The 14,720-nt window shown below is 70.4% G+C and carries 10 protein-coding genes; all 10 read left to right on the top strand.

Annotated features, from left to right (window positions below; translation table 11 throughout):
* Window positions 1-58 precede the first annotated feature (58 nt).
* The 10 genes from aspS to QRN16_RS05320 all read left to right on the top strand — a co-directional run bounded on the left by aspS (window position 59) and on the right by QRN16_RS05320 (window position 14,659).
* Window positions 59-1,879, top strand: a complete 1,821-nt coding sequence (gene aspS / locus QRN16_RS05365) for an aspartate--tRNA ligase (RefSeq protein ID WP_222631023.1) — start codon at window positions 59-61, stop codon at window positions 1,877-1,879.
* A 49-nt stretch (window positions 1,880-1,928) separates the two neighbouring features.
* A complete protein-coding gene (locus QRN16_RS05360; RefSeq protein WP_056444744.1) occupies window positions 1,929-2,852 on the top strand; it encodes a DUF389 domain-containing protein in 924 nt (307 codons plus the stop codon).
* Window positions 2,853-2,908: 56 nt separating this feature from the next.
* On the top strand, window positions 2,909-5,536 hold the full coding sequence (locus tag QRN16_RS05355) for a circularly permuted type 2 ATP-grasp protein (protein ID WP_285185019.1): 2,628 nt from the start codon (window positions 2,909-2,911) through the stop codon (window positions 5,534-5,536).
* Window positions 5,533-6,435 (top strand): transglutaminase family protein, encoded by a 903-nt coding sequence (locus tag QRN16_RS05350; protein ID WP_285185018.1) that lies wholly within the window; start codon window positions 5,533-5,535, stop codon window positions 6,433-6,435. The genes QRN16_RS05355 and QRN16_RS05350 overlap by 4 nt, the downstream gene beginning before the upstream one ends.
* A 237-nt stretch (window positions 6,436-6,672) precedes the next feature.
* Window positions 6,673-7,845: a protein kinase family protein gene (locus tag QRN16_RS05345; RefSeq protein WP_027505245.1), complete on the top strand. Its 1,173-nt coding sequence runs from the start codon at window positions 6,673-6,675 to the stop codon at window positions 7,843-7,845.
* Window positions 7,846-7,852: 7 nt separating this feature from the next.
* Entirely contained in the window at window positions 7,853-9,214 is a 1,362-nt protein-coding gene (locus QRN16_RS05340; protein ID WP_285185017.1) for a replication-associated recombination protein A, read from the top strand.
* A gap of 9 nt (window positions 9,215-9,223) precedes the next feature.
* The gene (gene alaS, locus QRN16_RS05335; RefSeq protein WP_027505247.1) at window positions 9,224-11,896 is read left to right on the top strand and encodes an alanine--tRNA ligase; all 2,673 of its coding nucleotides are present in this window, start codon (window positions 9,224-9,226) and stop codon (window positions 11,894-11,896) included.
* A 2-nt stretch (window positions 11,897-11,898) separates the two neighbouring features.
* The gene (gene ruvX / locus QRN16_RS05330) at window positions 11,899-12,477 is read left to right on the top strand and encodes a Holliday junction resolvase RuvX (RefSeq protein ID WP_051613214.1); all 579 of its coding nucleotides are present in this window, start codon (window positions 11,899-11,901) and stop codon (window positions 12,475-12,477) included.
* Complete coding sequence (locus tag QRN16_RS05325) at window positions 12,474-13,823, top strand: endolytic transglycosylase MltG (RefSeq protein ID WP_051613215.1); 1,350 nt, start codon at window positions 12,474-12,476, stop codon at window positions 13,821-13,823. Before ruvX ends, QRN16_RS05325 begins: the two co-directional genes overlap by 4 nt.
* Complete coding sequence (locus QRN16_RS05320) at window positions 13,820-14,659, top strand: shikimate dehydrogenase (protein WP_285185016.1); 840 nt, start codon at window positions 13,820-13,822, stop codon at window positions 14,657-14,659. Before QRN16_RS05325 ends, QRN16_RS05320 begins: the two co-directional genes overlap by 4 nt.
* Window positions 14,660-14,720: the final 61 nt, after the last annotated feature.

The following is a 14,720-nucleotide window of genomic DNA, read 5'->3' as shown; positions in this document are numbered from 1 at the left end:
GGGCTCGAATGGTCCGTAGGATCACCAGCTGTATTCGTCTACTTCTGGAAGGACTCCTGTGCTGCGCACGCACCTCGCCGGTTCGCTTCGAGCCGAGCACGCGGACCGACACGTCACCCTGACCGGTTGGGTCGCTCGACGGCGCGATCACGGCGGAGTCATCTTCATCGACCTGCGTGACGCCTCCGGAGTGGTCCAGGCCGTGTTCCGCGACGGTCCGGCGGCCGAGCAGTCGCACCGCCTGCGGTCGGAGTTCTGCGTCAAGATCACCGGCATCGTCGAGCTCCGCCCCGAGGGCAACCAGAACCACGAGATCCAGACGGGCGCCGTCGAGGTGAACGTGACCGAGCTGGAGGTGTTGGGCGAGAGCGCGCCGCTGCCGTTCCAGCTGGACGAGACTCCGGGCGAGGAAGCGCGGCTCAAGTACCGCTACCTGGACCTGCGTCGCGCCGGACCCGGTCATGCGATCCGACTGCGCTCGAAGGTCAACGCGGCGGCACGGTCCGTCCTGGCCCACCACGAATTCGTCGAGGTGGAGACGCCCACGCTGACACGCTCGACCCCCGAGGGTGCCCGCGACTTCCTGGTTCCCGCGCGACTCCAGCCGGGAAGCTTCTACGCACTCCCGCAGAGCCCGCAGCTGTTCAAGCAGCTGCTCATGGTCGGCGGCATCGAGCGGTACTACCAGATCGCCCGCTGCTACCGGGACGAGGACTTCCGCGCCGACCGGCAGCCGGAGTTCACTCAGCTCGACGTCGAGATGAGCTTCGTCACGCAGGACGACGTCATCGTCCTCGCCGAGGAGATCCTCACCTCGCTGTGGAACCTGATCGGCCACGAGATCACCACACCCATCCCGCGCATGACCTACGCGGACGCGATGCGCCGCTTCGGTTCCGACAAGCCCGATCTCCGCTTCGGAGTCGAGCTCGTGGAGTGCACCGAGTACTTCGCCGAGACGCCGTTCCGCGTCTTCCAGGCGCCGTACGTCGGCGCCGTCGTCATGCCCGGCGGTGCGTCGCAGCCGCGTCGTCAGCTCGACGCGTGGCAGGACTGGGCGAAGCAGCGCGGCGCCAAGGGCCTCGCGTACGTCCTGGTCCAGGAGGACGGCACCCTCGGTGGTCCCGTCGCCAAGAACCTGTCGGACGCCGAGCGCGACGGACTCGCCGCCCACGTCGGCGCGAAGCCCGGTGACTGCGTCTTCTTCGCGGCCGGCCCCGCCAAGGCGCAGCGCGCACTGCTCGGTGCCGCCCGCGGCGAGATCGCCCGCAAGCAGGGCCTCATCGACGAGAACGAGTGGGCCTTCGTCTGGATCGTCGACGCGCCGCTGTTCGAGCCGACGTCCGATGCCACCGCCAGCGGCGACGTCGCCGTGGGTTCCGGCTCGTGGACCGCCGTGCACCACGCCTTCACCTCGCCGAAGCCAGAGTCGATGGACACCTTCGACACCGACCCCGGCAACGCCCTGGCTTACGCGTACGACATCGTCTGCAACGGCAACGAGATCGGCGGCGGCTCGATCCGTATCCACCGCAAGGACATCCAGGAGCGCGTCTTCGCGATCATGGGCATCGACGCGGAGCAGGCGCAGGAGAAGTTCGGCTTCCTCCTCGACGCCTTCGCCTTCGGTGCGCCGCCCCACGGCGGTATCGCTTTCGGCTGGGACCGCATCACGGCCCTGCTGGCCGGAGTGGACTCCATCCGTGAGGTCATCGCATTCCCGAAGTCGGGCGGCGGCGTCGATCCGCTGACCGACGCGCCGGCTCCGATCACCCCGGCGCAGCGCAAGGAGTCGGGTATCGACGCGAAGCCGGTTCCTCGTCAGACGCCGGGTGGCGCATCGGGCGAGAAGCCCGCGTCGGAGGGCCCCACGACCTAGGGTCGAGGCGTCGCCGGTCACGCGTCGACGACGCGCGGACGGAGAGTGCATGCAGAACCTCAGGGTGGTCAGTCCGGCGGACCGGACCGACGAGGTGCTCCGGGTGCTCGACGAGACTCCCGGCGTCGCTCACGTTGTCGTTCTGCGCGGTGCCGCCGTGCGCCCGGAGGGCGACGTCGTGGACGCCGTCGTCGTGCGGGAGTGCGCGAATCAGGTTCTCGACGGTCTGCGTTCGCTGCGCCTGACCCACGACGGAGCCATCACCATGCAACCCGTGGAGACGGTGCTGTCGGACGCGGCGCGCACCGCGGAACAGGACGCGCCCGGTGACCCGGACGACTCGATCGTCTGGGACGAACTGGTCGGACGTACGCGGGAGGAATCGTCCCTCACCCTGACGTTCGTCGCCTTCCTGACCATCGCGCTGCTGCTGGCGGCCATCGGCGTCGTGACCGACTCGCCGGTCACCATCGTCGGTGCGATGGTGGTGGGACCCGAGTTCGGTCCGCTGGCAGCGCTGTCGGTCGGCCTGGTGCGTCGTCAGCGATCACTGATCCGTCGATCGTTGCTGGCGCTGCTCGTGGGTTTCCCGACCGCGATGGTCATCACGGCGCTGGGGGCGTTCGGGGCCGAGGCCCTCGGATGGATCCGACCGGAGGCGATGGACGACCTGCAGCAGGTCGACTTCATCTACCAGGTCGGTCCGTTCTCTCTCGTCGTGGCTCTGCTCGCCGGCGCCGCCGGCATGCTCGCGCTGGTGTCGGCGAAATCGGCCGCCCTGGTCGGGGTCTTCATCTCCGTGACCACCGTTCCGGCAGCAGGTTTCGCCGTCGTCGCGGCCACGGTGGGGAGCTGGCGCATCGCCGCTCTGTCCGCGGGACAGCTGGGTATCAACCTCCTCGGCATCGTCGTCGCGGCGACCTTCGTGCTCTCCCTGCACCGGCGATCGGCTCGGGCACAGGCGGACAGGTAGATTTCTCGCGGACGTGCGCCGAGCGCGGTGCCGGTCGTCTGCGGAGGGGGAGTTGCGTGCAGCAGGGTGAGGCCACATCTCCCGTGCTCGCGGCGTACCTCGACGAGATCCGTCCGGACGGCCACGACGACCTCGTGGAGAACGCCGTCGACGGTGGTCCGCGGCTACGAGAGCGCTGGGCGGCCCTCCCCGGCGCCGAGGACGTGACCCCGGCTGACCTCGCCGCCGCACAGTTGCGCGTGGGCCGTCTGGTGGACGACTCCGGCATCACCTACAACGACACGGCGGACGCGTCGTTCGAATCGCCGTCGTCGACGCAGTCCGGTGCGCGGTGGGAGCTCGACGTGGTGCCGACGGTGGTGTCGGCGGCCGACTGGGACCGGCTCGAGGCCGGCATGCTGCAACGCTCGCGCATCCTCGACGCGGTGCTCACCGATCTGTACGGCGAGCGCACCCTGATCCGCCGCGGTCTACTGCCGCCGGAGATCGTCTTCCGGCATCGCGGCTATCTCCGCGCCGCGCACGGCATCACCATCCCCGGCCCACATCAGCTGTTCTTCCACGCGGCGGACATCGCCCGATGCACCGACGGCGAGTTCCGAGTCCTCTCCGACCGCACTCAGGCACCGTCGGGCGCCGGCTACGCCCTGGCGGACCGGTCGATCGTCGCGCGTGCGGTACCGGCTGTCTTCGGCCGGGTGGCGCCCCGTCCCGCGAGCACCTACGTCGGTGCGATGCGCGTGGCCCTCGTCGAGGTGGCGCCTGCCGCCGCCGAGAACCCGCTCGTGGTGGTGCTCAGTCCCGGTGTCTGGTCGGAGACGGCGTTCGACCAGGCGCATCTCGCCTCGGTGCTCGGATTCCCCTTGGTCGAGTCCGCTGATCTGGTCGTCCGCGACGGCGCCCTGTGGATGCGCTCGCTCGGCACCCTGCGCCGCGTCGACGTCGTGGTGCGCCGTGTCGACGACGACTACGTGGATCCGCTCGACCTGCGCCCCGAGTCACGCCTCGGTGTCGTGGGACTGCTCGAGGTCGCGCGGCGCGGAGCCGTCACCGTGGTCAACACGATCGGCAGCGGCGTCCTCGAGAACGCGGCGCTGTTCGGACGGCTGCCGGAGCTGGGTCGGGCGCTGCTCGGCGAGGAGCCCCTGCTCGACTCGGTCCCGGCCTTCTGGGCGGGGGATCCACACGGCTTGTCGCACATCGTCTCTCGTATCGGTTCGCTCGTGGTGTACGCGATCGGTTCGCACGAGAGCGTCGTCGGTCCCGCGCTGTCCATGCGCGAACGGGACGAGCTGGTGCGGCGGATCGGGGCGGACCCGACGGGGTGGGCGGCGCGGGCGATTCCGGACCTGGCGACGTCGCCCGTCGGGCCGGTCGGTCATCGCCGGCACGACGCCGCCGTGCTGCCGAGGCCCGTCGGCATCCGACTGTTCGACGTGGCCGGGCGCCGGGGCTACACCCCGATGACGGGCGGTCTGGCCCAGGTGTTGGTCACGGATCCGCCGTCGGAGCCCATGGCCACGACCGCTGCCAAGGACGTGTGGGTGCTGGCCGAGCGTCGCGGCCGGTCGGATCAGCCGGACGTGTCGAGCGCCGTCGACGCACCGCGTCCGATGGGTGGACGCCGTCCCCGTGTCATCGACTCGGTGAGCACGCCGCGTGTGCTCGACGACCTGTACTGGATGGGTCGCTACGGCGAGCGTGCCGAGGCGACGGCCCGCCTGCTGGTGGCCGCGAACCAGATGGTCCGCGATCATCGCGGCGAGACGCCGTTCGGGGAGCAGGCGCGGTCCGACACGGACGTCGCCCTCGCCGTGGTGCTCGACGCGGTGACCGCGGTGACCGCGACGGCGCCGGGGTTCCGCGCCGCGACCACGCGGTCGGACCTGCTCGCGGAGTTCCGGTCGCTGACGGTGCGGACGCGGCGCACCGGTTCGCTCGCGCACGCCGTGGCGGCGTTGCAGACGTGTGCCCGCGCGGTGCGAGATCAGCTGGGCGAGGACACCTGGGCGGTGTTCAACCGGCTCGACACCGCGCTCGCCGAGTGTGCGGCGTCGCCGGTGTCCGACGAGGCGGGGCTCTGGTCGACGCAGAGCCGTGTCGTGGGGTCGATGCTCGCCGTCGCCGGTCTGTCGGCCGAGTCGATGGTGCACGATCCGGGCTGGTTCCTCATGGACACGGGCAAGCGCATCGAGCGCGCTCTGCAGATCACCGCCCTGCTCGCCGAGACCGTGGGCACCGCGCGCCCACCGGCCGTCGAGCAGGCCGTGCTCGGGGCGGTGCTGAACGCCGCCGACTCGTCGGTCACCTACCGGCGCCGCTATCGCGGTGCTCCCGAGGTGGGCGCCGTGGCCGAGCTCGTGCTCTTCGACGGCGGCAACCCGCGCTCGGTCATCCACTCGGTGGAACGAGCAGCGGTGAACCTGGCGTCGCTGCCCGGATCGACGGGGACCTCCCGCACCGATCGGGCGCTCGAGCGCATCGTCGCGACGCTGCGCCGAGTCGACCCGTCCGATCTCGAGGACGTCGACGCCACCGGGACCCGATCGGAGTTCGACGACGTCGTCCGGTCGGTGCACACCGATCTGCTCGACCTCTCCGAGTCGATCACCGCGGCGCACCTGACGCTGCCCGGCGGCACGCAGCCGTTGTGGGGACGCGGCGGCGGACGGGTGTTGTCGTGACCGATCACGAGGGTGCGCGGTGGTACGCCATCACCCACCGCACCGAGTACGTCTATCAGGGCACCGTGTCGTCGTCGTACGGCCGCGGCCACCTCTTCCCGCGCTCGACCTCGGAGCAGCGGTGTCTCGACGCCTCCGTCACCGTGACGCCGACGCCGACCGACCGGTCCACCGGTGTCGACCTCTTCGGGAACGAGGACGTCTACTTCCACGTCACCACCGATCACGACCGGTTGTGCGTGACCGCGCGCGCCCTGGTCGCCGTGGACCCTCCCGATCCCGCTCGCCTCACCACCCGGGCTGCGACGACGGCGTGGGAGAGTGCTCGTCCCACCGGGGTCGACGGGGCCCTGGACGTCGACTTCGTGCTCGATCTGGTGCCACCGGAGATCACCGACGAGGTGCACGAGTACGCCGCGCTCTCGCTGACCGAGGGGCGCCCGTTGGTGGAAGCGGTGTTCGACCTCAACCACCGGATCCACACCGAGTTCGCCTACCTGTCGGGATCGACGACCATCTCGACGACCGTCGCGGACGTCCTCGCCGCTCGGACCGGTGTGTGTCAGGACTTCGCACGGGTCGCCGTCGCGTGTCTGCGCTCGCACGGCCTCGCCGCGCGCTACGTCTCCGGTTACCTCGCGACTCAGCCGCCGCCGGGCAAGGAACGCATGGTGGGTGTGGACGCCACCCACGCCTGGGCGGCGGTGCGGTCACCGGACGGCTCGTGGCTGGCCTTCGACCCGACCAACGACCAGTGGGTGGACGAGCGGTACGTGACGGTGGCGTGGGGCCGTGACTACGACGACGTCCCGCCGCTGCGCGGCATCATCTACACGGAGTCGGCGGGGAGCCGCATCGCCGTGTCGGTCGACGTCGCGCCGATCGTCCGAGCCGTCTGACCTCGGGTCTTGCCTCTCGTGGGCACCGCGGTCCCAGCGGTGCCCCCGAGCTGTCTTGAGAGTGCGATAGGGTCGAGAAACCGCACAGCGAGCCCGTTTCATCGACTGTGGAGCGGGGAACCCGATCCTGCTCCGGCAGTACGCACACAGCACCACAGCCGGTCCGCGAAGGGCCGGCGCGAGTACGGAAACGAGGAATGACCTGCCCGTTCACGGACGAGGTGGGTCGGACAATCGATGACGGCAATGTTGGCAGATCCGGTCACCGAAGCAGTGGCAGCAGCACGAGAACTCCTCACCAGACGCACGGGAGCATCGGTGACCCTGGTCGACCCGGTCGATCTCGGTGGCAGCGGGCGCACCGTGGTCATCCGTGTCCGGGTGGCCGAGAACCCGTTCCAGTTGCCCCGCACGCTCGTGATCAAGCAGGTCCGCGAGACGTCCACGGAGTCGGTGTCCCGCACGGGTCTCGGCGCCGGAGACCACACGGCGTTCCTGCGCGAAGCGGTCTCGTACCAGTTCGCCACCGCCCTCGCGACGCACACCCGTCCCGGTCCGTCCCTCATCGCGTACGACCTGAAGGAACGGCTCCTCGTCCTCAGTGACCTGGGGGACGCCGCGCCGTTCACCAGTCTGATCGCGAACCCCGATCCGTCGTCCGTCACCAACTCGCTCATGGCTCTGGCCCAGGCACTCGGGCGGATGCACGCCGCCACGTTCGGCCGCGAGGAGGATTTCGGGGCGCTCCTCGGTCGCGCCGGCGTCGCCGATTCTCGGGACGGGCTGGCCGATCAGGTCGCGGTGGCCCAGTCGGACGTCCCGGCGATGCTCGCCGCGGATCTCGGCATCGAGGTGCCGCCCGCGGTCGCCGCCGCCGTCGCCCGCGCGGCCAAACTCTTCGGTTCCGGCGGACACCGCGCCTTCAGTCCGTCGGACCTGTGCCCGGACAACATCATCGTCAACGACGAGGGCGTGCGATTCCTGGACTACGAGTGGGGAGGCTTCCGGGACGCCACTCTCGACGTGGCCTACACGCTCCTGTCCTACCCCGGCTGCCTGTGCCGTCTCGATCTCACGCCGGAACGCGCCGAGGCCATGGTCGATGCGTGGCGCGCCGAGGTGGTCGGAATCTGGCCGCACCTCGCCGACGACGACGTGCTGCACGCCAAGTTGCTGGACGCCCAGTTGGTGTGGGCCTGGCTCACGACGCACTGGTTCCTCCCCGACGACGACACCCGCAACGCCGCACTGCGTCGGCACCACCTCTCGGTGCCCCGCGCCGCCGCGCTGACCACGCGGTGGTCCATCCTCTCGGAGTACGCGCGCTTCGTCGGGCACCACGACCTCGCGGACTTCGCGGGCGATGTCCGGCAGGCACTCGCGGCGCGGTGGCCCGCCGCCGCGTCCTGACCGTCCGATGAGCGCCGACGACTCCCTCTTCGACGACGACACCGCTGCTCCCGACGGGGACGCGTTCGTCCCGTCCCCGCGTGCGAGCACACCGGGTGCGCCGCTGGCCGTGCGGATGCGTCCACGGTCGTTGGACGAGGTCGTGGGCCAGGGCCACCTCCTCACCCCGGGTGCCCCGCTGCGCCGCCTGGTGGAGGGGTCCGGGGCAGCGTCGGTCATGCTCTACGGCCCACCCGGCACCGGCAAGACCACGCTCGCGTCCCTGATCTCGGGTGCCACCGGCCGCAAGTTCGAGGCCCTGTCCGCGCTCTCCGCGGGCGTCAAGGACGTCCGGGCCGTGATCGACCTGGCGCGTCGCCGGCTGCTGAACAACGAGCAGACCGTGCTCTTCATCGACGAGGTGCACCGGTTCTCCAAGACCCAGCAGGACGCCCTGCTCGCCGCCGTCGAGAACCGGATCGTGCTGCTCGTCGCCGCGACGACGGAGAACCCGTCGTTCTCCGTCGTGTCGCCGCTGCTGTCACGGTCCCTGGTGCTGCAGCTCCGGTCGCTCACCGACGACGACATCCGCGAGGTTCTCACGCGGGCCCTGGCGGACGAGCGCGGTCTCGGCGGGTCGGTGACGGTGACCGACGAGGCGCTCGGACACCTCGTGCGGCTGGCCGGCGGTGACGCTCGACGGGGTCTGACAGCGCTCGAGGCGGCCGCCGACACTGCGGGTGCGGGCGGCACCGTGGATCTCGAGACCGTGGAGAAGAGTGTCGACCGAGCCGCGGTGCGGTACGACCGGGACGGTGACCAGCACTACGACGTCATCAGCGCGTTCATCAAGTCGATCCGCGGTTCCGACGTCGACGCGGCCATGCACTACCTCGCCCGGATGATCACCGCCGGTGAGGACGCACGCTTCATCGCCCGCAGGCTCGTGGTGCACGCCAGCGAGGACATCGGCATGGCCGACCCCACCGCGTTGCTGGTCGCGACGGCGGCGTCGCAGGCGGTGCAGACGATCGGGATGCCCGAGGCGCGGCTCGCCCTCGCCCAGGCCACCATCCACCTCGCCACCGCACCGAAGTCCGGTGCCGTCACCAGCGCGCTGTCCGCGGCGATGGCCGACATCGCGGCGGGGAAGGCAGGCGCCGTGCCGCCGCACCTGCGCGACGGGCACTACACGGGAGCCGCCTCACTGGGCAACGCGGCGGGCTACAAGTTTCCGCACGACGACCCCGACGGTGTGCTCGCCCAGCAGTACCCGCCGGACGAGCTGGTGGGCGCCGACTACTACCGGCCCACCAACCACGGAGCGGAGCGAGACCTCGAGACGCGCGTCGGCAAGCTCCGCAGAATCGTGCGTGCTCTCGCGCGCTAGGGTGTTTCCGTGCAGACTCACGAGATTCGCCGTCGTTTCCTCGACCATTTCGAGAAGCTGGGACACACCCCCGTCCCCAGCGCCTCGCTGGTCCTCGACGACCCGAATCTGCTGTTCATCAATGCCGGCATGGTGCAGTTCGTCCCGTACTTCCTCGGGCAGCGCACCCCGCCGTTCGCGCGTGCCGTGAGTGTGCAGAAGTGTGTGCGCACCGGCGACATCGAGAACGTGGGCGTGACCACCCGCCACAACACGTTCTTCCAGATGGCCGGCAACTTCTCGTTCGGCGACTATTTCAAGCGCGAGGTCATCGGCTTCGCGTGGTCACTGCTAACCTCGTCCGTCGAGGACGGTGGCTACGGCTTCGATCCCGAGAGGATCTGGGCCACAGCGTATCTCGACGACGACGAGGCCATCCAGATCTGGAAGGACGTCGCCGGTCTGCCCGACGAGCGCATCCAGCGCCGAGGCATGGCCGACAACTACTGGTCCATGGGCATTCCCGGACCCTGCGGGCCGTGCTCGGAGATCTACTACGACCGCGGACCCGAGTTCGGCAAGGAGGGCGGTCCGGAGGCGGACGAGGACCGCTACATCGAGATCTGGAATCTCGTGTTCATGCAGAACGAGCGCGGACAGGGGACGTCGAAGGACGACTTCGAGATCCTGGGGCCGTTGCCGCGCAAGAACATCGACACCGGTATGGGTGTCGAGCGCGTGGCGTTCCTGCTGCAGGACGTCGACAACGTCTACGAGACCGATCTGGTCCGTCCCGTCATCACCGAGGCCGAGGCACTGTCCGGCCGTCGGTACGGGGAGAACCACGACGCGGACGTACGGTTCCGCGTCATCGCCGATCACGCCCGCACCGCGGTCATGCTCATCGCCGACGGCGTGACGCCGGGCAACGACGGCCGTGGCTACGTGCTGCGGCGTCTGCTGCGCCGGATCGTGCGCAGCGCACGCCTGCTCGGTGCCGAGGACCCCTCGATGGCGCGGTTCGTCACGGTCGTCCGCGACACGATGGCCGAGTCGTACCCGGAACTGGTCGAGGACTTCGCGCGCATCGAGTCCGTCGCCGTCGGCGAGGAGAAGGCGTTCCTCGCGACCCTCACGTCCGGATCGCGCCTTTTCGACAACGCTGCTCAGGCCGTGACCGCGTCCGGCGGCACCCGCATCAGCGGTGACGAGGCCTTCGTCCTGCACGACACGTACGGCTTTCCCATCGACCTCACACTCGAGATGGCGGCCGAGGCGGGCCTGCAGGTCGACGAGGCCGGATTCCGCACGCTCATGGCGGAGCAGCGTAACCGTGCGAAGGCCGACGCGCAGTCGCGCAAGCACGCGCACACCGACCTGACGGTGTACAAGGAGTTCGTCGACCGTGGTCCCACCGAGTTCACCGGTTTCGACGAGCTGGACAGCGAGGCAACGGTTCTCGCGATCATCGCCGGGGGCGTGCGGGTGCCCACCGCCGCTGCGGGGGAGAAGGTCGAGGTCATCCTCGACCGCAGCCCGCTGTACGCCGAGTCCGGCGGACAGCTCGCGGACATCGGCACCCTCACGGGCCCGGGACTGAGTGTCACCGTGGGCGACGTGCAGAAGATCGCGAAGACCGTGTGGGTGCACAAGGTCACCGTCGACGAGGGGCAGCTCACCGAGGGCGACGTCGTCACCGCGCACGTCGACCAGCAGTGGCGCCGCGGCGCCACCCAGGGACACTCCGGCACGCACATGGTGCACGCCGCACTCCGCCAGATCCTGGGCCCGAACGCGGTACAGGCCGGATCGCTGAACAAGCCCGGCTACCTGCGATTCGACTTCACGTACCAGGGTGCGTTGTCGGAGTCGCAGCGCGAGGACATCGAGTCCGTCACCAACGACGCCGTCGCGTCCGACTTCGCGGTCAACACCTTCGTCACCGATCTCGACGACGCCAAGGCCATGGGGGCGATGGCGCTGTTCGGTGAGAACTACGGCGACGAGGTCCGGGTGGTGGAGATCGGCGGACCGTTCTCGATGGAACTGTGCGGCGGCACCCACGTCCAGCACTCGTCGCAGATCGGCCCGGTGACGCTCCTCGGAGAGTCGTCGGTCGGGTCGGGCGTGCGACGCGTCGAGGCCTTCGTCGGCCTCGACTCGTACAAGTACCTCGCCAAGGAGCGGGCGCTGCTCGCCGGTGTCGCCTCGTCGCTCAAGGTGCCCACCGACGAGGTGCCCGCGCGGATCGAGAACCTCGTCGAACGGCTCCGCGTCGCCGAGAAGGAGCTCGAGGCCACTCGCGCCGCCGCCGTGCTCTCGTCCGCCGGGTCCTACGTCGACACGGCGCGCCGGGTCGGGTCGCTGCTCGTCGTCGCGGAGCCCGCGCCGGCCGGCGTCGGTGCCGCGGATCTGCGCACCCTCGTCGGCGACGTTCGCGGCCGGTTCGGCACGCAGCCCGCGGTGGTGGCGCTGTTCGGAGACGTCGACGGCAAGGTGCCGTTCGTCGTGTCGACGACCAAGGCCGCGCAGGAACTCGGCGTGAAGGCCGGTGAACTGGTGGGTGCCTTCGGTCCGAGCATCGGCGGCCGCGGCGGTGGCAAGGCCGACACCGCGCAGGGAGCCGGGTCGGACGCGTCGGGTGTTCCCGCGGCGATCGAGGCTCTGCTCGGTCGCGTCACCGAGATCGCCGGGAACTCCTGACGGTGGCCGCCGGCAGCTCCGCGCCCGACCGGCCGGGCGCCGACGACCCGGGGCGAGGGCGGCGGCTCGCGATCGACGTCGGGAGCGTGCGCGTCGGAGTGGCGTCCTCCGATCCCGACGGCACCCTCGCCACACCCGTCGAGACGGTCCCGCGCGCAGCGAAGACGCACACCGACTCGGCCGACGTCCAGCGGATCGTCGCGCTCGCCGAGGAGTACGAGGCCGTCGAGATCATCGTCGGTCTGCCGCGCACGCTGCGCGGCGAGCGCGGAACCGCCGCCACGCTGGCTGTCCGTTTCGCCCGAGTCCTGCACCGTGCGCTGCCCGGCGTGCCGGTGCGGCTGTCCGACGAACGCTTGACTACGGTGAGTGCCGCGCGTGGTCTTCGAGACAGCGGCGTCCGCGCGAGAGACCAACGGTCGATGATCGACCAGGCGGCGGCGGTCGCCATCCTGCAAGGGTGGCTCGACGAGCGCCGCAGTGTCCTGGCGCGAGAGATGGTCGCCCAGGCGAACGAGGAGGGGGCAACGGTGCCCGAGAATCACGGTCCGGAGCAGGACACACCGGGGACGACCCCGTGACGGACGACGGTCGTGGACAGCGGCCCGGCCGACGCGACGAGTGGGACACCGACGAGCTGAATCTCCCGGTCGACGACCTGCGCCGTCAGCCGCTCGCCGACGACCGCCGCGCCCGTCCTGCGCGAGTGGCGTCGGGTCCCGGTGACCGCCCGAGCCGCGCGAGCCGCGCGGACACCCGCCGCGACCGCGCCGCGGCCGGTCGCAAACGTCGCTCGCGCATCATCGGCGGACTCGGTGTGCTGGTCCTGGTCGGCCTCGTGGCCGTCGGAGGTGTGTGGGGAGTGTCGAAGTTCACCGGCGGCGGGGCCGCGGTCGCGGAGGACTACCCGGGTCCCGGCGGCGACGCCGTGGTGGTGCAGGTCGCCTCGGGCGACACCGCACAGGAGATCGCGACCGAGATGGCGGACAAGGACGTCACCGCCAGCTCGGCGGCCTTCTACGAGGCCGCGGTCCAGAACACCGCGATGACCTCCGTGCAGCCCGGTTTCTATCGGATGCGCTCGCAGATGGCGGCGGCCGACGCCGTCTCCGCACTGGTGGACCCGGCATCGCGAGTGGGCCAGATCCAGATCGCCGAGGGCCGTCAGCTGCACGACTCGACCGACGTCAACACCGGCGCCGTCCGCAAGGGCATCTACACGCTGATCTCCGAGGCCAGTTGTGCTGTCGGAGAGGGTCTTCCGTGCGTGACATACGACGACCTGAACCTCGCGGGTGCGGGGGACGATCCTTCCGCACTCGGTGTCGCCGACTGGGCGACCGACGCGGTGCGGCAGGTGCCGGATCGCGATCGTCAGCTCGAGGGGCTCATCGCCGCGGGCACGTTCAACTTCGACCCCAGCGCCGCACCGACGGACATCCTGCGTCAGCTCGTGTCCGAGAGTGCCGCGATCTACGAGGACACCGGTCTACTGGAGGCAGGCGCCTCCTCGGGTCTCGACCCGTACCAGGTGCTCGTGGCGTCGTCCCTCATCGAGCGCGAGGCGTTGCCGCAGGACTTCGCCAAGGTGGCGCGCGTCATCCTCAACCGTCTCGCCATCGGGCAGCGTCTGGAGTTCGACTCCACGGTCAACTACTCGCTGGACACCACCGAGGTGGCCACCACCGACGCCGACCGTGCGAACGTCACGCCGTGGAACACGTACGCCAAGGAGGGTCTGCCGGCGACGCCGATCTGCTCTCCCGGTGTGGCAGCGGTGCAGGCCGCCGAGGCTCCCGAGCCCGGCAACTGGCTCTACTTCGTCACCATCAACGCCGCCGGTGAGACGCTCTTCACCGACGACTACCAGGTGCACCTGGACAACATCACGAAGGTCGAGGGCGGGTTCCTCGACAGCGGCCGGTGACGTCCGTCTCCGACGCCTCGTCGACGAGGCGCGCGGCCGTTCTGGGGTCGCCGGTGGCGCACTCGCGTTCACCGATCCTGCACGCGGCGGCGTACCGGGAGCTCGGGCTCACCGGGTGGACCTACGAGCGGGTGGAGTGCACCGCGGAACGGCTTCCGGAGTTCGTGGACGGCCTCGGACCCGAGTGGGTGGGACTGTCGGTGACGATGCCGGGCAAGTTCGCGGCTCTGGCCTGTGCGACCGAACGAACGCAGCGCGCAATCGCTGTGGGCTCGGCGAACACCCTGGTACGCACCGACTCGGGCTGGCGCGCCGACTGCACCGACGTCGACGGTGTCACGGGCGCCCTCGGCACGGTCGGTGTCCGTGACCTGTCGGGAGCGTCGGTGGTCGTCGTCGGGGCGGGCGGAACGTCCCGCCCGGCGCTCGTCGCTCTGCGTGATCTCGGGGCGAATGCGGTCACCGTCGTCTCGCGGGACGAGGAGCGGGCGGAGGGAGCTCTGGTCTGTGCGCGCGACGCCGGTCTCACCGCCCGGTGGAGTGCACCGGACGACGACGCGCTGCCGCGAGCGGTCGCGGACGCGGCAGCCGTGGTGTCCACCGTCCCGCCCGAGGGCGGCGCTGCGATGATCGACGCACTGCGCGGGACGCGCGTGCTGCTGGACGCGATCTACCACCCGTGGCCCACGCCGCTGGCCGCCGCGGTCGAGCAGTCCGGTGGCGTCGTCGTCGGCGGCCTCGCGATGCTGCTGCACCAGGCCTTCGGTCAGGTGGAGCAGTTCACCGGTATGCCTGCCCCGCGTGCTGCGATGGAGCGGGCTCTGCGGGAGTCCTGATCATCCCCGGGTGCGCCGTCGTCCCCGGGCGGGTCGCCGCGGCACGGATCATGGGAGTCAC

Source organism: Rhodococcus sp. MEB041, assembly GCF_030208955.1.
Classification (GTDB): Bacteria; Actinomycetota; Actinomycetes; order Mycobacteriales; family Mycobacteriaceae; genus Rhodococcoides.
The sequence above is the reverse complement of the archived record's forward strand: the minus strand, read 5'-3'. Positions and strand labels throughout refer to the sequence as shown.